Here is a 24134-nt window from a genome sequence, read left to right on the forward strand (position 1 = left end):
TTGTCTTTATTGCGGAGATGGTCCCGACCATAGCGCGATCGGCGCCAAAATTAAATCGGTGGGTAGCTCTTTAAAAACGGGGCTGTCGGTACTTATGGGTATTACGCGACACTTCTGGCCTGCGCCCGCAGAATCGATGCAATCTCCGGCTTGCAGGAACCGCAGTTGGTACCGCAGCCGAGCTGTTCGCCCAGTGCTTCCACGGAGTCGGTGCCCTCGGCGATGGCGGTTTCGATCTGGTCCCGCGATACCTGCATGCAGCTGCAGACCATCTGCGCCGCCGGGGTGATTTTCTGCAGCAACAGTGCCGGGTTGTCCGGCAGTGGATCCGTCAGCCACTGTTCCAGCGCGTGTCGGTCGGGCAGCTGGCGCCAGTCGGTGGCGCTGAACAGCAGCAGTTGCAGCGCGTCCGTGTACACCAGCCAGCGCTGGTCCGCGGGCAACTGCAGTTGCTGCCAGCGGAGCGGCTCGCCGATACCTTCCAGCAATTGCTGCGCCAGCGGGCGGCAATCCGGCGGTTCGCTCAGTGCCAGCTCGTAACGGTAGCCGCCGTCGCAGGGGACCCGGTACCAGTGCACCAGGGATTCGATCTCCGGCAGCAGGGATTGAAACCGGGTTGCCGTTTCCGACGGGCAGATCAGGCACAGGTAGCTGTGCACGGACAGCGGCCGCAGCCGCACCGCCACCTGCTTGAATTCGGGTTGTCCGGAGTGGGGATCGATGGCCGGTTCCGCCAGTGCACTGACACGGCTGTCGCCGGCCAGGCTTTCGCTCCAGTGAATCGGCGCGAACAGCTCGCCCTGTTTCTGCGCCGCGGTGATCTGGGCGCGGCCGCGCAGCCGGCCGCGGGCGCTGGCCAATTCCACCAGTTGTCCGTCGTCGATGGCGCAGTCGCGGGCATCGGTGGGATGGATCTGGACCTGCGGCATTTCGCTGTGGTCCAGCAGTTTGCGCGCGCGCCCGGTGCGGGTCATGGTGTGCCACTGGTCGCGCATACGGCCGCTGTTCAGCCACAGGGGGTAGTCGCCGCTGCGCTGCTGCTGCGGCGCCAGCGGCTCCACGGGGAGAAACTGTGCGCGACCGCTGTCGGTAAAGAAGCGCCCGTCGGCGAACAGCCTGCGGCTGCCCCCGGGATTGGCGTTATTGACCGGCCACTGCACCGGCTGCAACTGGTCGTACTCCCGCTCGCTGATATCCGCCAGTGCGGAGATATCGAAGGCGCGCTGGCCCGGCGTTCCGGGCTGGTTTTCGAAGCCGGACAGGGCGGCGTGTTCGCGGAAAATTTCCGCCGGATGCCGGTAGTCAAACTGTTCGCCGTAACCGAGGCGTTGCGCCAGGTCGCAGATGATCTGCCAGTCGTGGCGGGCTTCGCCCGGCGGTGCCAGAAAGCGCCGCTGCCGGGAGATGCGCCGCTCGGAATTGGTGACGGTGCCGTTTTTCTCTCCCCAGGTGGTGGCCGGCAACAGCAGGTCGGCGCAGCGGGCGGTATCGGTGTCGGCGACACAGTCGGACACCACCACCAGCGGGCACTTTTCCAGTGCGCGGCCGATGCGGGCCGCGTCCGGCATGCTCACCGCCGGATTGGTGGCCATGATCCAGATGGCCTTGATCTCGCCGCGCTCCACCGCGCGGAACAGGTCCACCGCTTTCAGGCCCGGCCCCTGCGCCATATTGCCGGCGCGCCAGAAACGGCCCACGCGGTCGATTTCCTCCGCCTCGAAATTCATGTGAGCGGCGAGCATGTTGGCCAGCCCGCCCACCTCGCGCCCGCCCATGGCATTGGGCTGGCCGGTGATGGAAAAGGGGCCGCTACCGGGTTTGCCGATACGGCCGGTCGCCAGGTGGCAGTTGATGATGGCGTTGTTCTTGTCGGTGCCGCTGCTGGACTGGTTGATGCCCTGGGAATAGAAGCTGACCGTTCTTTCGCTGCGCGCAAAGAGCGTAAAAAATGCCTGCAGGTCGGCGACTGCCACACCGCATCTCTCTGCAGTTTTCTCCGGTGTCCACTCCCCCGCCGTTTGCAGCGTTTCCTCAAAGTGCTCCGTGTGATTGGCGATGAATTCCCGGTCGAGCGCATTTTCTTCCGAGAGGAAACGCAGCAGGCCGTTGAACAGCGCCCCGTCGCTGCCCGGTGTGATCGGCAGGTGCAGGTCCGCCATTTCGCTGGTGGCACTGGCGCGGGGGTCGATCACCACCAGTTTCGTCTGCGCCGCCTGCATGCGCTGGAAGAGGATCGGGTGGGTCCAGGCGGCGTTGGAACCCACCAGCACCACCAGGTCCGCTTCCTCCAGGTCCTCGTAGCAGCAGGGCACCGCATCCGCACCCAGGGAACGCTTGTACGCGGCCACCGCGGACGACATGCACAGGCGCGAGTTGGTGTCCACATTGCCGCTGCCGATAAAGCCCTTCATCAGCTTGTTGGCGACATAGTAGTCTTCGGTCAGCAACTGGCCGGAGAGGTAGAAGGCCACCGAATCGGGGCCGTGTTCGGCAATGGTGCGCGCGAACTTGCGGGCCATGTAGTCCATGGCGCTGTCCCAGTCGTGCTCGCGGCCGTGCAGGCGCGGGCGCAGCAGGCGGCCGCGCTCGCCGAGGGTTTCCGCCAACGCCGACCCCTTGACGCACAGGCGGCCGAGATTGGCCGGGTGCTGCGCGTCGCCCTCGACGCTGATCTCCTCGTTGACACCGCGTTTGTGCGTGGCGGCGACGCCGCAACCGACGCCGCAGTAGGGGCAGGTAGTGCAGGTTTTCTGTGCGCGAAACCGCTCGATCAATGCCATTTTCAGGATTCTTCCGGCCCGGTGGATACAAGCACTGTCTCGCCGTCAAAGGCGGTCGGGTAGGTGGCCAGTTTTACGTTTTCGTCCTCCAGGCAGACGCCGTCGCTGAGGCGGAAATGCTGCTTGTAAAGCGGCGAGGATACCGTCAGTTCCCCGTCCACCTCGGCAACGATGCCGCGGGCGATGACGCCGGCATTGGCGAAGGGGTCGCGGTTGTCGATGGCGTAGAGCTGCGGCTCCGCGCCGGGAATAAAAAACAGGGCGATACTCTTTTTGCCGGAAGTTTTGCCGGAAGAATCATCGCCCACAAGGGCACACACTCCGGAATCGGCAACCAGATCCGATTGCTGACAGATCGGCTGCCACTGGGTGTGGGTTATGGCAACTTGGTTCATGGTGTTCTCCTGAATACGCTGGGAGCGCCGAGCTCCAGCTCGGCTTGCGGGCCGGAGGCCCGCTATTGGTGGATGCGCGTGGGACTTATCCACCCTACAAGACTACGCGCTGTTCCGGGCGCTGGCGGTGCGCACGGCGCACCCTACACTCGCCATCAGCCACTCATCATGCCGGCTCGGCGATTTTTACGATTTCCTCTTCCTCCGCCGGACGCGGCTGGCCGCGTTCTTCTACGAAGACGATCTTTTCGTCCGGCTCGTCGGTGTTCACGAACTGGCGGAAGCGCTTGAGCATTTCCGGATCGTTGATGGCGGTTTTCCATTCGCACTGGTAGGTGCCCACGATATTGGCCATCTGCGCTTCCAGTTCGTCGCATATACCAAGTTTGTCGTCGATGATGACTTCGCGGAGGTAGTCGAGGCCACCGTCCAGGTTCTCCAGCCACACCGAGGTGCGCTGCAGTTTGTCCGCGGTGCGCACGTAGAACATCAGGAAGCGGTCGATGTACTTGATCAGTGTCTCGTCGTCGAGATCGGTGGCGAACAGGTCCGCGTGGCGCGGGCGCATACCGCCGTTGCCGCAGACGAACAGGTTCCAGCCGTTCTCGGTGGCGATCACGCCCACGTCCTTGCTCTGGGCCTCGGCGCACTCGCGGGTACAGCCGGACACGGCCATCTTGATCTTGTGCGGCGAGCGCAGGCCCTTGTAGCGGTTTTCCACATCCAGCGCCATGGCGACGCTGTCCTGTACGCCGAAGCGGCACCAGGTACTGCCGACACAGGATTTTACCGTGCGCAGGGCCTTGCCGTAGGCGTGGCCGGTTTCGAAGCCGGCGTCGATCAGCTCGCGCCAGATTTCCGGCAGTTGTTCCAGCCGCGCACCGAACAGGTCGACGCGCTGGCCGCCGGTAATCTTGGTGTAGAGGTCGTACTTCTTCGCCACCTGGCCGAGCACGATCAGCTTGTCCGGGGTAATCTCGCCGCCGGGCACGCGCGGCACTACCGAGTAGCTGCCGTTTTTCTGCATATTGGCCATGAAGGTGTCATTGGTGTCCTGCAGGCCCACGTGCGGTTTCTCGTGCACATGCTCGTTCCACAGGGAGGCGAGGATCGAGGCCACTGTCGGCTTGCAGATCTCGCAGCCGTTGCCGCGGCCGTGCTTTTCCAGCAGTTCGTCGAAGGTTTTGATTTCCTCCACCTGCACCATATGGAAGATCTCCTGGCGGGTGTGGGGGAAGTGGGGGCAGAGGTCGTTGTTCACTTCCATACCCAGTGCGGCCAGTTCCTCGTCGACGACGTTTTTCAGCAGCGCGGAACAGCCGCCGCAGCCGGTGGAGGCCTTGGTGGCATCCTTCACTTCGCCCAGGGAACAGCAGCCGCCCTGTACCGACTGCACGATATCGCCCTTACTGACGTTGTGGCAGGAGCAGATGGTGGCGGTCTCCGGCAGGGCGCCGGCACCCAGGGTCGGCGCCGCGCCGTCGGCGGCGGGCAGGATCAGTTGCTCCGGCTGTTCGGGAAGTTCGATCCCGTTGAGGTGGTATTGCAGCAACTGGTCGTAATCGTCGGTATCCCCGACCATTACCGCACCCAGCAGTTGCTTGCCCTCGGCGTCGGTGATCATGCGTTTGTAGACACCGCTCTGCTCGTCCACAAAAGTAATGGCCGCGGCGCCCTCGGCGCGGCCGTGAGCATCGCCGATGGAGCCCACCTGCACGCCCAGCAGTTTCAGTTTGGTGCTCATGTCGGCGCCGGTGAACAGGGCTTCTTCGCCGCAGAGTATCGACACAGTATTGCGGGCCATGGTGTAGCCGGGAGCCACCAGGCCGTAGATGAAATTGTTGTAGAGGGCACATTCGCCGATGGCAAAGATGTTGCCGTCGGAAGTGCGGCAGGCTTCGTCGATGACGATACCGCCGCGCTCGCCCAGTTGCAGGCCGGCGGATTTTGCCAGCTTGTCTTCGGGGCGGATACCGGCGGAGAAAACGATCAGGTCGGTGGTCAGTTCGCGGTCGCCCTTGAACTGCATGCGCAGCCGGCCGTCTTTCTCTTCGATCAGTTCGGTGGCGGTGCTGGCGTGTACGGTTACGCCCAAGTCTTCGATCTTGTGCTGCAGTAGCTCCGAGCCGCCCTCGTCCAGTTGCACCGACATCAGGCCCGGGGCGAATTCCACCACGTGGGCTTCCAGCCCCAGCTCCTTCAGCGCATTGGCCGCCTCCAGGCCCAGCAGGCCGCCGCCGACCACCACGCCGGTGGTGGCCTTTTCACTGGCTGCGCGAATCGCGTCCAGGTCTTCCAGGGTGCGGTAGACGAAGCACTTTTCGTGCTCGTGGCCGGGGATCGGCGGCACGAAGGGATAGGAGCCGGTGGCGAGAATCAGCTTGTCGTAGCTTTTTTCGGCGCCGGATTCGGAGGTGACGACCTTGTTTTTCCGATCGATACTCACTGCGGCGTCGTTCAGCAGCAGCTCGAAGCCCCAGTCGCGGTATTGCTCGATCTTGCCCATGGCCAGGTCGTCAGCACTGCGGCCGGCGAAATACTCGGACAGGTGGACGCGGTCGTAGGCGGGTCTGGGTTCGGCGCAGAAGACGGTAACGTCGAACAGTTCTTTTTCCGGCCTGGAGGCCAGTTGTTCGAGAAAGTGGTGGCCCACCATGCCGTTGCCGATAACGATCAGTTTTTGCTTAACCATAATGCCTGCCGTGTTGTGTCTGAATTGCCCGGCAGGAGAGGGGGGAGCGGTGCGGCCTGGCACGGGCGCCTCCTCTTCTGCCGAAGAGTTCAGGCGCCGTTGCCTCGTTAGGAAGATAAATTGTGTTGGTGATATTGCTTATTCAAGTAGCGTGCCAACCGCTAAGGGCTTGATATTTGTGGGGTTGCCGCGGGATTGCCGGCATGGTTTGCAATAAATTGGTGCGAATCCGGCTTGTTTGCACCCGGCTGGTGCTGCCCCGCCCGGAAACGGTGGCGTGGCGGCCGTCAGGGCCCGGTGAAGTCGAATGGGTGCTGCGCGACCGCGCCGTTGCCGAAGACGTCGGCTGCGATGGTGATCAGTACATAGTGTCCCGCGGCTGCGGGTTCTTTCGAAATGGGAATCTGAGCCCGCACCGGAATGGGGCTGCCCATCCGCGGCGCCGGTGTGGAATCCGGCGCGTTCGGCGAGATCACTTGCAGGCTGGGTGTGAAGGTGCCTTCGTTCGCGGCTTCCGCAAGCGCTATTGCGGAGGCGCCACCGGGAGACAGGGTCAGGACTATGTCCTCCACGGCAGTGGCGCCCTCCCGGTAGAGCAGCCAGGCATTGGCTTTGTCGCCGTCCGTTTCGGTAAATATGCCGGGGATTGCGAGTATCGGTGGCTCTGCCGGCGCCCCGGTGAAGTCGTGCGGGGGCGCTTCCCACACCTGTACGTCCACCAGTTGCTGGCCGCCCTTGCCATCCGGCAGGGTGGTGACCCGGCCGTCCCAGGCCACTCGATAGTCGGTGCCCGGCTCTATGACGCCGCGTGCGATCAGGCCCGTGTGCACTGCCTGGTCCGGGTTGTCCGGATCGACGATGGCCAGGTCCACCTCGGCGGCGGCCGCATCGGCTTCCGGGACGGAGAAAGTCAGCACGGGCGGGTTGCCGGACTCGTCCAGGTTCGATTGGATGGTCGGGGGGCTGTGGTCGTTGAAATCGGCGTAGTGATCCAGCACCCGGTCCCAGCCGGTGGCCTCCGCGAAACCGGTGGCATTGCGCGCGTAGTTCTCCAGCAGCTCGGGGGTGGTTTCGGTGGTCGGCGGCAGTTCCAGGTGGAAGCCGCTCTGCCCGCGCCGCAGGTCGCCCTGGGATACCGCAATGGTGGCCTCCGCCAGGGCCATGCGCGCGGTGAGAGCTTTGCCCGCGAGTGCATCCACCTCCTCGGCAACCGCATCCAGAAATTGCCCCACATCGCGCAGCTCGGTGTTGCGCTCGGCGGGCTCCGCCAGGGACTGGCTATAGGTGGGTTGCGCGAAAATTGCCGCGCGGGTGAAATCGATGCCTTCCGTCGCGGAAAGCTGGCGCACGCCCTCGGCGAAGTCGGCGAATGCCGCGACGAAATCCGGGTAGGCCTCCATATCGAGCGCTATCTGCGAGCGCAGCAGCGGGTCGGAGATCTGCTTTCCGCCGCCGGTCTTCCACTGGTCCCACAGGGCCACTTCCGCTTTACCCAGTTGCTTCAGATCGGCTTCAGGGTTGGCGCCCAGATAACTGAGAAAGCCGGTGTAGTTCCAGCTTCCGCCGTAGTCCATCTCGGCGGGGGCGAGGTACAGCCGGGTCACGCCCACCAGGTCCTGGGTCACTTCGGCACCGGCGAGCAGGCAGGCGTCGAAACCCAGCAGATCGAGTGGGGCGCTCAATGCCGCCCGTTCCAGGCCCGAACGCACCGCCCCGGCGATTTCTGCGGTGCGGATGCCCCTGGGCGATTCCAGGGTGCCGTCCTGCTGGTCGCCGCCGAAACCCCAGGGCCAGGAACCCCCGTGATCCCAGAGCAGGAGGGCGCGGCGCCTGGACGGGAAGAGGGAGAAAGCCCGAGCTACCGCCCGTCGGAGCGTCGCGGGGTTGTCCATATTCAGCTCGTCGAACCACTGCACCAACTGGGGGTCGCCGCCGCCGCCGGGGAGCCGGAACAAAAAGGCGCCGCGCGGATATTTCTCGCCGGTTCCTTCGCCTTGTTTGTTCCTTTTCTCCTGGCTCGCGTCGTAGTCGATAAACACCAGCAGATTGACGTTGCCACCCAGGTCGGCGGCGGCCATTCGCTGGAAGTCCGACGTGGCCGAGTCCACCAGGGCGTTGTCGCCGTTCATATAGGCGAGGAAGGTCCATTCCTTTGTTTCCCCGCTGGCGGGTCCTTGTTGCAGGCGGCGGGAGGCGCCGGAATCGCTGTCACAGCCGAACAGCAGCAGGGCGACTACTGCCAGCAGCGGGTACAGGGCGCGGATAGAGGCTTTGCGCGGGTTTGTCGATGTCATCGATACAGTCTCTTCCGTTGAGTCGGGCGGGGCATCCGTGCTCCCGGGGTCATGCGAAGTGTAGTCGCTCCCGTCAAAGCAGGTGCAGCAGGTGGGAGAGCAGCAACAACAGCGCCACCAGTTGCCAGAACAGCAGCGGATTCCGCTCCATCAGCGGCCGTTCCCGCTCGTGACTGAATTCCGGGTTGGGGGTGTGCAGGTCGTGCACGAATTCGGACAGCGCCGGGTAGCGGTGGCCGGGGTCGGGCGCGCAGGCTTTGCGCAGGGCGCCGTCTATCCACTCGGGGATATCTTCGCGGTGTTGCCGGGCGCGGGTGTAGCGCAGACTGGCGTAGTGCTTTAACTGGTAGTGACGAAAACCGGCGCGCTCGGGATAGGGGTAGCGACCGGTCAGCAGTTCGTAGGCGATTACGCCCAGGGAAAAGATATCCGAGCGGTGGCTGGGCCTGTCGCCGAGGAAGTATTCGGGCGCGGCGTAGTTCTTGCTGCCCGGCGGGGTGTCGTCGGCCAGGTTCAGGTGTTCGCGTATCCCGGCACCGTCGGCGCCGCCCAGGTCGATCAGTTTCAGGCGGCCGTCGGCCGTGACCATGATGTTTTCCGGTTTCAGGTCACCGTGCACGATTTCCATGCGTTGCAGCCGGCGCAGGGCGCTGACCAGTTGCGCGATCAGCTCGCGCACCTGCTCGACAGCCGGCTGCGGGTTCAGTTGCATCCACTGGCGCAGGTTCTGGCCGTCGATATATTCCAGCACATGGTAGAGAAACTGCCGTTCCGGCCTGGGCGGATACACGCGGATGATGCCCGGGTGGTCCAGGCGGCGGCCGGTCCACTCCTCGGCGATAAAGCGCTCGATATAGAGGGGGTCGTCGGAGAAGTTCACCGAGGGGGTCTTGATGGCCCGCAGCTCGCCCGTGTCCAGGTCCCGGGCCAGGTACAACTGGCTGCGGCTGCTGGTGTGCAGTTCCTGCAGAATCAGGTAGCCGTCCAGTTTGTTGCCGGGGCGCAGGTCCGGGGGGAAGGGGAGCTGGCGGTTGTGGTTCAGCAGGTCGTCGTCGCTGGCCTCGACGCGATTGACCCGGCAGACAACGGCGCTCAGGTTGTCGCCGGACCCGGCGTCCAGGGCCGCGTCCACCAGCGCCCGGGCGGCGTTATCGCCGCTGTTATGCAGAATCCCGACAACCGTTTCCGCCGGCAGGAAATCGTGTACACCGTCGCTGCTGACCAGGTAGGTATCGCCGGGCTGCAGTTCTTCGCGGCGGTAGTCCACGTCCACATGGGCGTCCATGCCCAGCGCGCGGGCGAGGAAGGTGCGGCCGGGTCCCAGGGCGCGGCTGTGGTCTCGGGTGAGGCACTCCAGCCTGTCGCCACGCAGGCGGTAGATGCGCGAATCGCCGATATGGATCAGGTGCACGCTGGCGCCCTTGAAAATGGCGGTGGAGAAGGTGGTCAGCCAGCCCTGCTTGATTTCGCCGCCGCCACTCTTGCGGTAGAGCCAGCCGTTGAGGGATTGCAGTACCCGTGCGGCGGCCTTTTTCAGCGGCCAGGTTTCCGGGGTGCTGTAGTAGTCGGACAGGAAGCCGCTCACCGCAGCCCGCGCCGCCTCGCCGCCGGCTTCGGCACTGGCGACGCCGTCGGCCACGGCGGCGAGGGCGCCGCGGCTGCGCAGCTCCGCGCCCTCTGGCTGGCAGACGGCGCAGGCGTCGTCGTTGTGTTGGCGGCGGCCGGCGATGGAGGCGCTGGAGAATTTCAGGGACTCGTTCGCCCTCTCCCCCGGCCCCTCTCCCGGAGGGAGAGGGGCGCATTCTTTTTGTGTTTCTAGGTTCAAATCGGCGTTCCCCTGTCAGGCCACATCGATCAGCGAGACACTGCCATCGGGCATCACCTCGGCCATATGTCCTTGCGGTTCTTCCAGCAGGAAGAGTGCCGCAAAACCGACCGCGGCAGTGGCGGCGATGACCAGGAAGAAGGTCTGGTAGGACACCAGGCTGAGCACCGTGAGAAAGCAGACCGCCCCCACATTGCCGTAGGCGCCGGTCATGCCGGCGATCTGGCCGGTGAGGCGGCGCTTGATCAGGGGAACCATCGCGAACACCGCGCCGGAACTGGCCTGCACGAAAAAGGCGCAGCCCATGGTTGTGGCGACAGCCAGGAACAGCGGCCAGTTGTCGCCTATCTGGCTCATGACGCAGTAGCCGGCGGCCAGCCCCGCCACCAGCACCAGCAGTGTGGCCTTGCGTCCGCAGCGATCGCTGATCAGGCCGCCGGCGGGGCGCGCCAGCAGGTTCATGACCGCATAGGATGAGCCCAGCAGCCCGGCCATCACCGGGCTCAGGGTAAAGGTCTCGGAGAAGAACAGCGGCAGCATGGAAATGACTGCGAGCTCGGAGCCGAAGGTGATGAAGTAGAGCAGGTTCAGCACCGCCACCTGCTTGAATTTATAGCGCAGCAGCGGCTCCGGCGGTGTGGTCAGCATTTCGCGGTTGACGCTGAAACTCTTTCTGACATCCAGCAGGTAGAGCAGTCCCAGGCCAGAGTAGATGATTGTGGCCCAGAAGCCGGACAGCAGGCCGGCCTCGCCGGAGAGTTTCCAGGTCAGCAGCGCCAGGGCCGCGTACAGCGGCAGCCGCATCACCAGCAGCAACACCAGGTCGCCGGGGCTGGTGACCTCCATGGCGCCCATCTTTTTCGGCTTGAAATAGGTGGCGCCCTTGGGGGTGTCGGTGACGGAGAAATAGTAGATACAGCCGTACACCACACAGAGCACACCGGTGAGCCCCACCGCATAGCGCCAGCCGTCCTCGCCGCCGAATACCAGCGCGACAGCGGGCAGGCTCATGGCCCCGGCGGCGGAGCCGAAATTGCCCCAGCCGCCGTAGATGCCCTCGGCGGTGCCCAACTGCCTGGCTGGGAACCACTCGGATACCATACGGATACCGATGACAAAAGCGGCACCGACAAAGCCGAGCAGGAAGCGGCTCAGGGCCGCGGCGGCGAAGCTGTCCGCCAGTGCGAAGATGAAACAGGGCACGCTGCCTACCAGCAACAGCGCGGAGTAGGTGCGCCGGGGACCGTATTTATCGGTGAGCATACCGACAATGATGCGCGCGGGAATGGTCAGTGCCACGTTCAGGATCAGCAGTGTCTTCACCTGCTGGCTGCTCAGCGACAGGCTGTCGGCAATCGCCATCAACAGCGGCGCGTGGTTGAACCAGGCAAAAAAGCAGATGAAAAATGCCAGCCAGGTCAGGTGCAGTATTCTGCTCTTCCCGCGAAAGGAAAACAGTTTCAGGGAATCTCCGGACATACTCTTTCCTTATCCGTTTCTCTCAGGTTTCAAACGCTGAAAAACGGGAATCCCCTGGAAACTCCAGGGGATCCCCGCCAATTACTTTCCGGTTTTCAATTTTTGTTTTTTGCTATTTACATCAAGTGACATTGATCAGGGAAACACTCCCGTCCGGCAGGGTTTCCGCAATCTGCCCCTGCGGTTCCTCCATCAGCAGCAGCGCGGCGAAGCCCACCACCGCGGTGGCGGCAATGACCAGAAAGAAAACCTCGTAGGACACCAGGCTCAGCACCGTCAGGTAGAAGACGGCTCCCACATTGCCGTAGGCGCCGGTCATGCCGGCGATCTGGCCGGTGAGGCGGCGCTTGATCAGTGGCACCACCGCGAACACGGCGCCCTCGCCGGCCTGCACGAAGAAGGAGCAGAACATGGCCGCCGCCACTGCCAGGTAGATGGGCCACGCCGAATTGATCTGGCTCATCAGCAGGTAACCCGCCGCCAGGCCCAGCACCAGAATCTGCAGGGTGATCTTGCGGCCGTACTTGTCGCTGAACAGGCCGCCGGTGGGGCGGGAAACCAGGTTCATGAAGGCGTAGGCGGAGCCCAGCAGGCCGGCCTTGACCGGGTCCAGGGTAAAGGTTTCGGAAAAAAACAGCGGCAACATGGAGACCACCGCCAGTTCGGAGCCAAAGGTGGCGAAATAGAGCAGGTTCAGGATGGCGACCTGCTTGAATTTGTAGCGGTGGATGGGCTCCGGCGGCGTCTGCAGTACCTCGCGATTGATGTCGTAGCACTTGCGCGCATCCAGGATATAGAGCAGCACCAGGCCCGCGTAGATGATGGCGGCCGCGATGCCCGGCAGCAGGGAAACGCCGGCCGGCGACAGTTTCCAGGTCAGCAGCGCCAGGGCCGCGTACATCGGCAGCTTCATTACCAGCAGCAGCGCGAAATCCCCCTTGCCGGTGACTTCCATGCCGCCGATTTTCTTCGGCTTGAAATAGGTGGAGCCCTTGGGTGTATCGGTGACGGTGTTGTAGTAGATGACGCTGTAGACCAGCGCGATCACACCGGTCAGCCCGATGGCGTAGCGCCAGCCATCGTCGCCGCCGAAGATCAGCGCCACTGTGGGCAGGGTGATGGCCGCCGCGGCGGAGCCGAAATTGCCCCAGCCGCCGTAGATCCCCTCGGCGGTACCCAGCTGGCGCGCGGGGAACCACTCGGACACCATGCGGATACCCACCACAAAGCCGGCGCCGATAAAACCGAGCAGGAAGCGGCCGATGGCGGCCTGCACGAAATTGTCTGCCAGCGCAAAAATGAAGCAGGGAATACTGCCTACCGCCAGCAGCAGCGAGAAAGTCAACCGCGGACCGTATTTGTCCGTCAACATTCCGATCACGATGCGCGCCGGAATGGTCAGGGCCACGTTGAGGATCAGCAGGGTTTTCACCTGATCCGGTGCCAGGGACAGGCTCTCGGAAATCGCCATCAGCAGCGGTGCGTGGTTGAACCAGGCGTAGAAGCTGATGAAGAAGGCCACCCAGGTCAGGTGCAGTATCCGGGTCTTGCCGCGGAAGGACAGCAGGTTGAGGGCATTGCTGGACATGCTCGTTTCCTCTTATCGGTTGCGCGGTGCGGAATTGCTTCCACACCTCGATAGTCCGCGGGCACGAAAAAAGCCCACGGGTGCAGCCTTGGCAGGGCCTTGGCTGCGGCCGGTGGACTTCGTTGTCCATTCAGTGATTTTCCTGCGCGAACAGCGGGGTTGCCGTTGCACTCTTTATTTGAGCGAACACAAGGTTCGCCCCTATGCAGTGGTATTCAAATAGCGTGCCACCATTTGGCTTTCCGCCGGCCGGGGGCCCGCAATACGGAGCTGGAGCTCCGCGCTCCCGGGATCATTTGCGTCGTTGCAGGAAATCCAGTGTCTGTTGGTAGAGATCCGCGCGAAACGCCTTTTCGGCGCCGGCGCTGATGGGCGAGAAGCGTTCGCACAGGCCGAGTAACTGCTGGGCCTTGTCCGCGTCGGGCCGCCCGCAGTCGCTGTCGGTGTGGGCGAACAGGTGCCAGTCGGGGTTGGCTGATGGCGGCTGCCCGCTCCGGGCCTGAAGTTGATCGTTCAGCGACGGTGTCAGGCTCTCCGCATCCAGGTCCAGGTATTCCCCCCGCGCCAGTATCGCCGCGACATCGCGCCGCTGGGCGCGGTCGGCGAGCCAGTCGCAGGCCTGCAGCAGCGCGGCGCGCAGCGCCAGGTGGGTGAGTGGGTTTCTCTGATGCCAGGATTCGGTCGCGGCCAGCACTTTTTCCGGCATCGCCGGTAGCAGTGCATTGCAGGTGGTGACGATGGTGCCGAGGCCGCGTTGCGCGGCGATGGTGTTCCAGGGCTCGCCCACACAGTAACCGTCGATCTCGCCGCGCTCGAGCCGCGCCACCATCTGTTCCGGCGGCAGCACCTGGATTTGCAGGTCGCGGTCCGGATCGATACCGGCGCCGCGCAGCCAGTGGCGCAACTGCAGGGTGTGGCTGGAAAAGGGGTAGACGGTGGCGAGTTTCAGGGGCGCTGTGCCCGGGGTGCGCCGCTGCAGGTAGGCGGCCAGGGCACTGCCGGCGGCACCGGAATCCGCGGCGGCCAGTCCCAGTTTTCCATGCATTTTCCGCGACAGGGTGATGGCGTTGCCGTTGCAGCTCAGGATCAGGCCGGTGAGCAGTTTTTCCTCGCAGTGGGGCAGGGCCTGTTTCAGGGTCAGCGGCATGGGCGCGAGCATGGCGGCGGCATCGGCGGCGCCGCCGATCAGCCTGTCGCGCAGCGTCGCCCAGGAAGTCTCCCGCTGCAGCGCCACGTCGAGGCCGAAGCGAGAGAAGAATCCCATCTCCCGGGCAACGATCAGCGGCGCACTGTCGGTAAGCCGCAGATACAGCAGTTTGAGGCGGGGCTTTTCCGGTTTCAGTGGCGTTGCTGCGGTCATGGCTGGGACTGTAAATGGTTGATGATCTGCTCCGCCACGGCGAGCATGGTGGAATTACTGTTCATGGCAATATTGCGCAGCGTGCGGTGCGCCGCTTCCTCGTCTAATCCTTTTTTGGCCATCAGCAGGCCCTTGGCCCGCTCGATGGTCTTGCGTTCCTGCAACTGTTTCCGGGTGCGCTCCAGGGACTGGCGCAACTGCTGGAAATTGCGAAACTGCGCCATGGCGATCTCGATCGCCGGCGTTACCCGCTCAGCGCTCATGCCTTCGGCCATATAGGCGCTGACCCCGGCTTCCACCGCGCGGCCGATAAAGTCGCTGCCGCCGCGGGCGGAGAACATGGCTACCGGGGTGGGGTTCTGCCGGTTGATGATGCTGAGGCTGTCGAGAATGTCGCGGTCCGGGGATTCGATATCGATCAGCACGATATCCGGGCGGTGGCTATCCACGTGCTGCAGCAGCCCCTCGGCACTGGTCAGCTGCACGAGCAGGCGGTAGCCGGCGGCCCGCAACTGCCGGCTCACCATCTCCGCGCGCTCTGGCTGGTCGTCCACCAGCATGATGCCAAGGGGTTTGCTCATCGAATCCGTCTTGTCGGTTTTGCTGTTTTCGCACCCCGGCGCTGCAAGGGCAGTGTCGGGGCGCACAGAAAAGCCCGGCGAATCGCGGGGATTCGCCGGGTCTCCTTGCTTCTACCCATAGGCAATCAAATGCCGTGCCAATTAGCGCCCGCCTTGTAGGCGGCGGCGTTTCGCCGCACCGCGACGATCCATCCACCGATTATCGAGGGGGCCGCGCCTTCAGAGGGCTCCTCCGTTGCGCTATGCTGGTGCGGTGACCGCAGGCCCGGCCTGCTTTTGGTGCGTTCCCGCCGCTCGGGTCCGGTGACGGTTGAGGTGAGCGGGAGAGAGCCATGGCACGGAGTTTGCGTGAAGAAAGATGTGATCAATCCTCGGAGCTGTTCGTATTTGAGAGCAAATCGAATTCGCTAAATTTACAAACACCGAGCCCGCCGATCTAAGTTCACCGAATAGGATCTGCGGGCCGTGACCGAAGCCGCTTGAGCGGTTTGGGTCACCAGGGTCGGCGGAGAAATCTTCCGGCCTCCCGAGAGCCCGCAGCGGTGTGGCTCGATGACTTGGAAAGGCGTTTGATGCTTACAGATAACCTCGGGCGCAGGTTTTACTACCTGCGCCTGTCCGTCACTGATGTCTGCAACTTCCGTTGCAGCTACTGCCTGCCGAACGGCTATCAGCCCACGGACGAATCCCCCCATCTCTCCTCGGCGGAATCGGCCACGGTAGTGCGCGCCTTTGCCGGCCTGGGTACGGAAAAGGTGCGACTGACCGGCGGCGAGCCATCGCTGCGCGCCGACCTGCCCGAAATCATCGCCGCCGCCAGCGACACCCCCGGCATCCGCCGGGTGGCGGTGACCAGCAACGGCTACAAGCTGCCCAGGGTCATCGACGACTGGCGCGACGCCGGGCTCGACCAGTTGAATATCAGCATCGATACCCTGGATCGCCGCGAATTCGCCGACTTCACTGGTCACGACTGCCTGCCGAAGGTGCTGGAGGGGATCGACCTCGCCCGCGACTTGGGAGTCAAGGTCAAGGTCAACGCCGTACTGCTGGCCGACGGCGCCGAGCGTCGTCTGCAGGCCTTCCTGCATTGGCTGCGCGACAATCCGGTGACGCTGCGCTTCATCGAACTGATGCGCACCGGCGACAACCGGAACTACTTCGCCAGTAACCACCTGCGCGGCGAGACCATCGAACGGCAACTGTTGCGCGAGGGCTGGCAGCTGCTGCCGCGGGACCGCGATGCCGGCCCGGCGCGGGAGTACCGGCACCCGGACTACCGGGGCCGCATCGGCCTGATTACCCCCTACAGCGAGGACTTCTGCGATAGCTGCAACCGCCTGCGGATTTCCGCCCAGGGGCGGCTGCACCTGTGCCTGTTCGCGGATCAGGGCATGGACCTGTACGACATCATCCGCTCCGGCGACAGCGACGCCGTGGCGGAGCGAGTGCGCGAGCTGATCGGTCACAAGGAGCCCAGCCACTACCTGCAGCAGGAAGAGGTGGGCGCCACGCGCAACCTGGCGATGCTCGGTGGCTAGCGTGCGAATCTGTCCGCTGGTGCTGGCCGGCGGCCGCTCCCGGCGGATGGGGCGGGACAAGGCGCAGATGCAACTCGCCGACGGGCAGACGCTGTTGGTGCACGCCGAGACCCTGTTGCGCCGAATGCGGGCGCCGGCGGGTGCAGCCCTGCTGCCGCCGCTGATCAGCGGCGACAGACCCGGTGGTATTGCCGACCCGGTACCCGACTGCGGCCCCCTCGGCGGCCTGCACGCCGCCGCCGAACACCTGCGGCGCGAACGGATCCACTGCGATGTGCTGCTGGCGATACCGGTGGATATGCCGCTGTTGCGGAGAGCGCAGTTGCAAACCCTCTGCAGTGAGGGACTGGCAAATCGCGCCGGCGCCCTCTGCTTCGAGCGCTGTTACCTGCCGCTGTGGCTGCGGCTGGACGAACCCAGCCGCGATTACCTGCGGGGCGCTGTTGCGGAAAGAGAGAAACCGTCGGTGCGCGCACTGATAGAGGCCGTTAGCGGGCGCCAGTTACCCAAGCCGCCGGGCGATTGGCACAAAAATGTGAATACCATGCGGGAGTTTGCGGATCTCACACTTCCGTAGGCTCCTGCAAGAAAACAACCGAGTTTCGAGGAAAATCAGACAGTGCAAAATCGAGAAGAAAACTCACTATCCATTGCGGTACTGACCGTCTCCGATACCCGCACCGAAGACACGGACACCTCAGGCCAATACCTGACCGAGGTACTCCGGGCCGCCGGCCACAGGCTGTGGGAAAAGAAAATCGTCCCGGACGATATCTACCGGCTGCGCGCGGAAGTTTCCCGCTGGATTGCGGAAGAGGCCGTGCAGGTGGTGTTGACCACCGGCGGCACCGGTTTCAGTGGTCGCGACTCCACCCCGGAGGCACTGGCGCCGCTGTTCGACAAACACGTCGAGGGCTTCGGCGAACTGTTCCGGAGTATTTCCTACGACGAAATCGGTTCCTCCACAATCCAGTCCCGCGCCCTGGCCGGGCTCGCCAACAATACACTGATCTGCGCCGTGCCCGGCTCCACCGGCGCCTGCCGCACCGCCTGGGAAAATATTCTCAGCCGGCAACTGGATGCCAGCTTCAAACCCTGCAATTTTGTCGCGCACCTGTTGCCTCGCACTTGAGGAGGAGTGAATCGTGTTGAGCCATCTGAACCGGCGTGGCGAAGCCAGCATGGTGGATGTCACTGAAAAAGAGGTCAGCGAACGTATCGCCCGCGCCGAATCCCTGGTCTGCATGAGCGCCGATGCCTTCGAGCAACTGCGAGCCGGCCAGAACAAGAAGGGCGATGTACTGGCCACCGCGCGCATCGCCGGCATACAGGCGGCCAAGAAAACCGCCGACCTGATACCGCTCTGCCACCCGCTGGCGCTGACCAAGGTGCAGGTGGATTTCGAGCTGGAGCCCGAAGACAACCGCGTCCGCATCGCCAGCTTCTGCAAACTCGCCGGCCGCACCGGCGTGGAGATGGAAGCGCTCACCGCGGCCTCGATCGCGGCCCTGACGATTTACGATATGTGCAAGGCCGTGGATCCGGCGATCACTATCGCCCACACGCGGCTGCGGGAGAAAATCGGCGGCAAACGCGGGCACTGGGTGCCCGGCGACAGCGACCCGCAGGTGAGCGGAGAAGAGGAGAAGCAGCAGTGATACGGGTACTGTTTTTTGCCGGGCTGCGCGAGCGGCTGCAATGTGCCGAGGTCAGCGTGCCGGCGAGCGAATGCTCGACCCTGGCGGAGCTGCGCTCCCACCTGAGTGAGCGCGGCGGGGAATGGCGCTCGGCGCTCGCCGACGACAAACTGCAGATGGCGCTCAATCGCTCGGTGGCCGAACCGCACAGCGCTGTTGACGGCGGCGACGAAGTCGCTTTCTTCCCGCCGGTAACCGGGGGCTGAGGGTGGCGATTGCAGTCTCGGTACAGCGCGAGGCATTCGACGTGGCCGCGGAATATGCGCAGTTGCGCCGGGACAACAGTGCAGACGGGGCCACGGCGATGTTTGTCGGCTCCGTGCGGGACTTCAATGTCGCGCAATCGGTAGCGCATCTGGAGCTGGAACACTACCCGGGCATGACCGAAAAGGTGTTGCGGGAAATTGCCGGGGAGGCCCGGCAGCGCTGGCAGTTGGGGCGCGCCCGCATCGTGCACCGATTCGGCCGCCTGGATCCCGGCGAGGATATCGTCTTCGTGGGCGCCGCCGCACCGCACCGGCAGGCGGCGCTCGACGCCTGCGCATTCATGATGGATTTTCTCAAGACGCGCGCGCCTTTCTGGAAAAAGGAATCGGGCCCCGATGGCGAGCGCTGGGTGGAAGCGCGGGAGAGCGATCGCGATGCGCTTCGCCGGTGGTGATCGATTGGTGGGGGGAGCCATCTGCAAATCCCTCCGCTTCCGACCCCCTAATCACCTCCTTTCCGGCTGTTCAATATCGCACAGTATCATTTGAAACTGTGCGCCGATAAATCGGTTCGAACCCCGCCGTTGAATCGACTATGATCGAATCGACCTGCCGATACGGTCGAATCGGATAATCGATTGTCGGGGGCGGGCCGCCGTTTCCGGGGCCTCCGGCAATGTTTCAACTGCAACTGGAAATGCGCAGATTGGGACTATTGGCAGGCGCGAATTTCGTTATTGATGAATTTTATAGGCGAATAAGCCAAATATTCTTTTAATGGGCCCTGCTGGCGTATAGAATTTTTCGCCCTTTCCGAGAGTTCCCATATCTGCAATCCCTGTTAAATATTCGGTTTATGCGGACAGCTTGCACTCGGGAAGTAGAGTAAATTTATAAAGACTCGCGTTTCGGAGTTGAAGGTGCCTGCCGATGGCACCGGCCCCCAAAAAACTCCCGAAACCCGAGATAAATAGAACGCCAGTGTTGGCTTTGCGACGTTGCAGGAAGTTGGTGGCAGGCGTAGGGCCGACCCGGCAAATAGATTGACGGAGCAAAGCGGTGATCATAGCCATACCGAAAGAGACTGCACCGGGAGAGGCGCGGGTAGCGGCCACTCCCGACAGTGTGGAGCGTTTGCGCGACCTGGGATTCTCGGTCGCGCTCGAGCAAGGTGCGGGTGCCCCGGCCAGCTTCACCGATGAAGCCTATGAGCAGGCCGGCGCGAAAATTTGTGCAGACGGCAAGGCGTGCCTGGAAGGTGCCGGCCTGGTGCTCAAGGTGCAGGCCCCGAGCGATGAAGAACTGGATCTGATCCCCTCCGGCGCCACCCTGGTGGCCTTCCTCAAGCCGGCGCAGAACGAGGACTATCTCAAAAAGCTCGCGGAAAAAAATATCAACGCCCTGGCGGTGGAATCCGTTCCGCGCATTTCCCGCGCGCAAAAAATGGACGCGCTCAGCTCCATGGCCAATATCGCCGGCTACCGCGCGGTGGTCGAGGCCGCGCACAACTTCGGCCGTTTCTTCACCGGCCAGATCACCGCCGCCGGCAAGGTACCGCCGGCCAAGGTGCTGGTGATCGGTGCCGGTGTCGCCGGCCTGTCGGCGATCGGTACTGCCAAAAGTATGGGCGCCGTGGTGCGTGCCTTCGACACCCGCGCGGAAGTGCGCGAACAGGTGGAGTCGATGGGCGCGGAGTTCCTCACCGTGGATTTCGAGGAAGAGGGCTCCGGCAGCGGCGGTTATGCCAAGGAAATGTCCAAGGAGTTTATCGACGCGGAAATGGCGCTCTTCCGGGAGCAGGCGAAGGAGGTGGATATCGTCATCACCACCGCGCTGATTCCCGGCAAGCCGGCGCCCAAGCTGTGGCTCGCGGATATGGTCGACAGCATGGCCGAGGGCTCGGTGGTCGTCGACCTGGCGGCGGAGAACGGCGGCAACTGCGACTACACGGTGCCGCATGAGAAAGTGGTCGAAAGCGGTGTCACCATCATCGGTTACACCAACCTGCCCAGCCGCGCGGCGACCCAGTCCTCCACCCTCTACGCCACCAACCTGGCGCACCTGCTCAGCGAGCTGGCGCCGGAGAAGGACGGCGAGATCAATCTCGATTTCGACGATGAAGTGATCCGCGGCGCTACCGTGGTGAAAGACGGCGAGGTCACCTGGCCGCCGCCCGCCCCCAAGATCACCGCCCAACCGAAACCCGCGCCGGAGAAGAAGCCCGAACCCGAGCCGGAAGTGGCCGAGGAGAAAAAGCCGGTGCGCAAATCGCCGCTGGGAATCCTGGCCTTCTGGGCGGTGGCCGGCGCGCTGCTGTTGTGGCTCGGCAGTGTGGCGCCGCAGGAGTTCGTGTCTCACTTCACCGTGTTCGTGCTGGCCATTTTCGTCGGCTGGCAGGTGATCTGGAATGTGACCCACGCGCTGCACACACCGTTGATGAGTGTGACCAACGCCATTTCCGGCATCATCGTCGTCGGCGCGTTGCTGCAGGTGGGCGCCAGCGGCTCCGGCCTGGTCACACTGCTCGCCTTCATCGGCGTGCTGGTGGCCAGTATCAATATCTTCGGTGGCTTCTTTGTCACCTATCGCATGCTGAAAATGTTTCGGCGCTAACAGAGGAGAAGAATAATGAACGGTATGATTTCCATGGCTTATCTCTTCTCCGCGGTGATGTTCATCCTCAGCCTCGGAGGCCTGTCGAGCCACGAGACGGCGCGGCGCGGCAACATCTACGGCATGGTGGGCATGGCGGTGGCCATTATTGCCACCATCGCCGGTATTGCCTCTGGCGCCTACTGGCTGGTGGCCATCGCCATGGCGGTGGGCGCGGTGGTCGGAATCTTCCTGGCCAAGCGAGTGGCCATGACACAGATGCCGCAAATGGTGGCGTTGCTGCACAGCTTCGTGGGCCTGGCGGCCGTGCTGATCGGTTGGGGCGGCTTTCTCGATCCGCGCCTCTCCCTCACCGGTGCCGAGCATATTGTGCACAATACCGAGATCTATCTGGGGATCTTTATCGGCGCCATCACGCTGACCGGCTCGCTGGTGGCCTTCGGCAAATTGCAGGGCCTGATTTCCGGCAAGCCGCTGGTGCTGCCGGCGCGCCACTGGCTGAACCTGGCCGCGATCATCGCCTGTGTGGTGCTGGGTGCACTGTTTATTCCCGCCGACCTGAATGCGGGTACCGTGATCAACCTGCTGATCATGACCTCCATCGCACTGTTGCTGGGGATTCACCTGATCGCGGCCATTGGCGGCGCCGACATGCCGGTGGTGATCTCGATGCTGAACAGCTACTCCGGCTGGGCCGCGGCCGCCACCGGCTTCATGCTCAGCAACGACCTGCTGATCGTGGTGGGCGCGCTGGTGGGCTCCTCCGGTGCCATCCTCAGCTACATCATGTGCCGCGGCATGAACCGCTCTTTTGCCAGCGTGATCCTGGGTGGCTTCGGCTCCGACGGCGGCGAAGTGGCCGAGGGCGAGATCGAGGGCGAAGCGGTGGAGACCAGCGCGGACGAAGTAGCCGCGGATCTGGATATGGCCAAGAGCATCATCATCGTCCCCGGCTTCGGCATGGCAGTGGCCCACGCCCAGCAGGCGGTCAGCGACCTGACCGACAAGCTGCGCAAAGAGGGAAAGACAGTGCGTTTCGGTATCCACCCGGTAGCGGGGCGGCTCCCGGGCCACATGAACGTGCTGCTCGCCGAAGCCAATGTGCCCTACGATATCGTGATGGAAATGGACGAGATCAACGACGATTTCCCCGAAACCGACATGGTGCTGGTGATCGGTGCCAACGACACCGTCAACCCGGACGCGGTGGAAAAGCCCGGCTCGCCCATCGCCGGCATGCCGGTGCTGGAGTGCTGGAAGGCCGGCAAGGTGGTGATCCTCAAGCGCTCCATGGCCTCCGGCTACGCCGGCGTCGCCAACCCGCTGTTCTACAAGGAGAACTCGCGGATGCTGTTCGGTGATGCCAAGGACAGCCTGCAGGCGGTATTGGGCAAACTGGCCGGCTGATCGTTTTTCCCTTCTACTAATGCCGGTGGCGGTGGTAACCTTCAGGTTTCCAGAATAAAAAGGAGCCTGCTTTCATGGAGGTTATCGTCCGCCGCCTGGCATTTTCCCTTACTCTTCTTTTCGGTGCGCTGTATCTGTCTGCCTGCGGCGGTGGGAGCGATGGCGGTTCTGACGATCCTCCCGGTAATGGCGACGGAGGCGGCAGTGATGGCGATTTCGACTATGAGTGGGAGGAAGGTGTGTTTCCCCCTTCCGCTGACTTCAAGAATCAATGCGGCTCTGTACTTGCTCAGAACCACTGGCTCCGCTCCTGGAGCCATGAAACCTACCTGTGGTACGACGAGATTGTCGATCGTGATCCCGCCGATTACGACAACCCGCTGAAATACTTTGAACTCTTGAAGACCGAAGAACGCAGTCCCTCCGGCGCTTACAAAGATAACTACCATTACGCCGAGCCGACCGAAGAATATGAGAGGCGCTCCGAATCAGGTATATCGCTCAGTTACGGTTTCCAGTGGACGATCCTCGATGGAGATCCACAGCAGATTTATACAGCCTACAGTGAATCGCCAGACTGGCCGGCAGGCATGGAGCGCGGTATGCGAGTCGTACGCATTGATGACCTGCGCATGTCCTATGCCGATGGCCAGAAGGACGTGGATTTTATCAATGCCGTGTTGTGGCCTTCCTCCGAAGGACAAGCTCACGAGTTCGAATTCGAGAGCCGCAGTGGCCTGTCCTATACCACTACCCTGACGGCCGGTGAGATCGATATGAATCCGGCGCCGACACACTACCAGTCGAACATCGGGCCCGGTGGGAAAACGGTGGGGTATCTGCTTTTCAACAACCATGTCGCCACGGCGGAGAAGGCATTGTTCGAGGCGGTGGCGGACTTCAACTCCAATGGTGGTATCGACGAACTGGTGCTGGATTTGCGCTATAACGGTGGCGGTTACCTCGGCATTGCCAGCCAACTCGCCTATATGATCGCCGGCTCCAACGCCACCGATGGCAGGATTTTCGAAGAGTTGCTGTTCAACGATCAGCATCCGGACCGCAACCCGTTCAATGGCGAACCGCTGGAGCCGATCCCGTTTATCGATGTGACGGTCGGCTATTCTTCCCTGGATGAAAACCAGGCGTTGCCGACGCTGGACCTGGAAAGAGTGTTTGTTCTGTCTGGCCAGGCCACCTGCTCGGCCAGTGAATCGATCATCAACGGCCTGCGCGGTATCGGTGTCGAAGTGATCCTGATCGGGGACACGACTTGCGGCAAGCCGTATGGATTTCACCCCACGGGCAATTGCGGCACCACCTATTTCACCATTAACTACAAAGGGGCGAACGATGAGGGCTTCGGCGAGTATGCCGATGGCTTTGTCCCCAACTCTTACGATGATGGCTACGCGCTGGTGGAAGGTTGTGAAGTGAGCGACGACTTCGATCACGCGCTGGGTGATACCGGGGAGCGGCGGCTGGCCGCGGCGCTCAATTACATGGACAGTGGAAGCTGTGGCGCCTACGCCAGCAGTTATGCCCGAGTGAAACCGATGGTTGCAGACGGTGGGGAGGTGAACCGTATTGCCCCGCCGGAGTGGCAACGCAGTCGAATTGTCCAGATGCCCCGGAGGTCCGATGAGAATATCGAGCATTAAGTCAGCGGCTATCGC

The 24134-nt window shown here is 63.2% G+C and carries 18 protein-coding genes and 1 riboswitch; of the genes, 9 read left to right on the top strand and 9 right to left on the bottom strand.

Going from position 1 to position 24134, the window contains the following annotated elements:
• Positions 1–101: 101 nt before the first annotated feature.
• The 9 genes from OQE62_RS04405 to OQE62_RS04445 all read right to left on the bottom strand — a co-directional run bounded on the left by OQE62_RS04405 (position 102) and on the right by OQE62_RS04445 (position 14994).
• Positions 102–2780: a nitrate reductase gene (locus tag OQE62_RS04405; RefSeq protein ID WP_265720781.1), complete on the bottom strand. Its 2679-nt coding sequence runs from the start codon at positions 2778–2780 to the stop codon at positions 102–104.
• A 2-nt stretch (positions 2781–2782) separates the two neighbouring features.
• Entirely contained in the window at positions 2783–3175 is a 393-nt protein-coding gene (nirD, locus tag OQE62_RS04410) for a nitrite reductase small subunit NirD (RefSeq protein WP_265720782.1), read from the bottom strand.
• A gap of 166 nt (positions 3176–3341) precedes the next feature.
• The gene (gene nirB / locus OQE62_RS04415) at positions 3342–5867 is read right to left on the bottom strand and encodes a nitrite reductase large subunit NirB (protein ID WP_265720783.1); all 2526 of its coding nucleotides are present in this window, start codon (positions 5865–5867) and stop codon (positions 3342–3344) included.
• A 287-nt stretch (positions 5868–6154) separates the two neighbouring features.
• On the bottom strand, positions 6155–8161 hold the full coding sequence (locus OQE62_RS04420) for a clostripain-related cysteine peptidase (protein WP_265720784.1): 2007 nt from the start codon (positions 8159–8161) through the stop codon (positions 6155–6157).
• A gap of 73 nt (positions 8162–8234) precedes the next feature.
• Positions 8235–9986 carry a bifunctional protein-serine/threonine kinase/phosphatase gene (locus tag OQE62_RS04425; protein WP_265720785.1) on the bottom strand — a complete coding sequence of 584 codons (1752 nt, stop codon included), beginning with the start codon at positions 9984–9986 and terminating at the stop codon, positions 8235–8237.
• Between the two features lie 15 nt (positions 9987–10001).
• Positions 10002–11465: a NarK family nitrate/nitrite MFS transporter gene (locus OQE62_RS04430; protein ID WP_265720786.1), complete on the bottom strand. Its 1464-nt coding sequence runs from the start codon at positions 11463–11465 to the stop codon at positions 10002–10004.
• Between the two features lie 121 nt (positions 11466–11586).
• Positions 11587–13053 (bottom strand): NarK family nitrate/nitrite MFS transporter, encoded by a 1467-nt coding sequence (locus OQE62_RS04435; RefSeq protein ID WP_265720787.1) that lies wholly within the window; start codon positions 13051–13053, stop codon positions 11587–11589.
• A gap of 292 nt (positions 13054–13345) precedes the next feature.
• On the bottom strand, positions 13346–14413 hold the full coding sequence (locus OQE62_RS04440; RefSeq protein ID WP_265720788.1) for a CmpA/NrtA family ABC transporter substrate-binding protein: 1068 nt from the start codon (positions 14411–14413) through the stop codon (positions 13346–13348).
• On the bottom strand, positions 14410–14994 hold the full coding sequence (locus OQE62_RS04445; RefSeq protein ID WP_265720789.1) for an ANTAR domain-containing response regulator: 585 nt from the start codon (positions 14992–14994) through the stop codon (positions 14410–14412). The genes OQE62_RS04440 and OQE62_RS04445 overlap by 4 nt, the downstream gene beginning before the upstream one ends.
• A 408-nt stretch (positions 14995–15402) precedes the next feature.
• Positions 15403–15578, top strand: a riboswitch (molybdenum cofactor riboswitch).
• Between OQE62_RS04445 and moaA the strand changes: the two genes are divergently transcribed.
• The 9 genes from moaA to OQE62_RS04490 all read left to right on the top strand — a co-directional run bounded on the left by moaA (position 15567) and on the right by OQE62_RS04490 (position 24119).
• Positions 15567–16535: a GTP 3',8-cyclase MoaA gene (moaA, locus tag OQE62_RS04450; RefSeq protein WP_265720790.1), complete on the top strand. Its 969-nt coding sequence runs from the start codon at positions 15567–15569 to the stop codon at positions 16533–16535. It overlaps the preceding riboswitch by 12 nt.
• A gap of 1 nt (position 16536) precedes the next feature.
• Complete coding sequence (gene mobA / locus OQE62_RS04455; protein WP_265720791.1) at positions 16537–17112, top strand: molybdenum cofactor guanylyltransferase; 576 nt, start codon at positions 16537–16539, stop codon at positions 17110–17112.
• A 42-nt stretch (positions 17113–17154) separates the two neighbouring features.
• Complete coding sequence (gene moaB / locus OQE62_RS04460; protein ID WP_265720792.1) at positions 17155–17667, top strand: molybdenum cofactor biosynthesis protein B; 513 nt, start codon at positions 17155–17157, stop codon at positions 17665–17667.
• A gap of 10 nt (positions 17668–17677) precedes the next feature.
• Complete coding sequence (gene moaC / locus OQE62_RS04465) at positions 17678–18193, top strand: cyclic pyranopterin monophosphate synthase MoaC (RefSeq protein ID WP_265720808.1); 516 nt, start codon at positions 17678–17680, stop codon at positions 18191–18193.
• The gene (gene moaD / locus OQE62_RS04470; RefSeq protein WP_265720793.1) at positions 18190–18438 is read left to right on the top strand and encodes a molybdopterin converting factor subunit 1; all 249 of its coding nucleotides are present in this window, start codon (positions 18190–18192) and stop codon (positions 18436–18438) included. The genes moaC and moaD overlap by 4 nt, the downstream gene beginning before the upstream one ends.
• 2 nt (positions 18439–18440) lie before the next feature.
• Positions 18441–18893 carry a molybdopterin synthase catalytic subunit MoaE gene (gene moaE / locus OQE62_RS04475; RefSeq protein WP_377535676.1) on the top strand — a complete coding sequence of 151 codons (453 nt, stop codon included), beginning with the start codon at positions 18441–18443 and terminating at the stop codon, positions 18891–18893.
• Positions 18894–19497: 604 nt separating this feature from the next.
• On the top strand, positions 19498–21051 hold the full coding sequence (locus OQE62_RS04480; RefSeq protein WP_265720794.1) for a Re/Si-specific NAD(P)(+) transhydrogenase subunit alpha: 1554 nt from the start codon (positions 19498–19500) through the stop codon (positions 21049–21051).
• Positions 21052–21066: 15 nt separating this feature from the next.
• Positions 21067–22458: a Re/Si-specific NAD(P)(+) transhydrogenase subunit beta gene (pntB, locus tag OQE62_RS04485; protein ID WP_265720795.1), complete on the top strand. Its 1392-nt coding sequence runs from the start codon at positions 21067–21069 to the stop codon at positions 22456–22458.
• Positions 22459–22532: 74 nt separating this feature from the next.
• Complete coding sequence (locus OQE62_RS04490) at positions 22533–24119, top strand: S41 family peptidase (RefSeq protein ID WP_265720796.1); 1587 nt, start codon at positions 22533–22535, stop codon at positions 24117–24119.
• Positions 24120–24134: the final 15 nt, after the last annotated feature.

Source organism: Microbulbifer halophilus, from assembly GCF_026183675.1.
GTDB lineage: Bacteria > Pseudomonadota > Gammaproteobacteria > Pseudomonadales > Cellvibrionaceae > Microbulbifer > Microbulbifer halophilus.

Excerpts from the sequence above, each read along its gene's own strand:
- OQE62_RS04405 (WP_265720781.1), bottom strand. The coding sequence starts at position 2,780 with ATGGCATTGATCGAGCGGTTTCGCGCACAGAAAACCTGCACTACCTGC.
- nirD (WP_265720782.1), bottom strand. The coding sequence starts at position 3,175 with ATGAACCAAGTTGCCATAACCCACACCCAGTGGCAGCCGATCTGTCAG.
- nirB (WP_265720783.1), bottom strand. The coding sequence starts at position 5,867 with ATGGTTAAGCAAAAACTGATCGTTATCGGCAACGGCATGGTGGGCCAC.
- OQE62_RS04420 (WP_265720784.1), bottom strand. The coding sequence starts at position 8,161 with ATGACATCGACAAACCCGCGCAAAGCCTCTATCCGCGCCCTGTACCCG.
- OQE62_RS04430 (WP_265720786.1), bottom strand. The coding sequence starts at position 11,465 with ATGTCCGGAGATTCCCTGAAACTGTTTTCCTTTCGCGGGAAGAGCAGA.
- OQE62_RS04435 (WP_265720787.1), bottom strand. The coding sequence starts at position 13,053 with ATGTCCAGCAATGCCCTCAACCTGCTGTCCTTCCGCGGCAAGACCCGG.
- OQE62_RS04440 (WP_265720788.1), bottom strand. The coding sequence starts at position 14,413 with ATGACCGCAGCAACGCCACTGAAACCGGAAAAGCCCCGCCTCAAACTG.
- OQE62_RS04445 (WP_265720789.1), bottom strand. The coding sequence starts at position 14,994 with ATGAGCAAACCCCTTGGCATCATGCTGGTGGACGACCAGCCAGAGCGC.
- moaA (WP_265720790.1), top strand. The coding sequence starts at position 15,567 with ATGCTTACAGATAACCTCGGGCGCAGGTTTTACTACCTGCGCCTGTCC.
- pntB (WP_265720795.1), top strand. The coding sequence starts at position 21,067 with ATGAACGGTATGATTTCCATGGCTTATCTCTTCTCCGCGGTGATGTTC.
- OQE62_RS04490 (WP_265720796.1), top strand. The coding sequence starts at position 22,533 with ATGGAGGTTATCGTCCGCCGCCTGGCATTTTCCCTTACTCTTCTTTTC.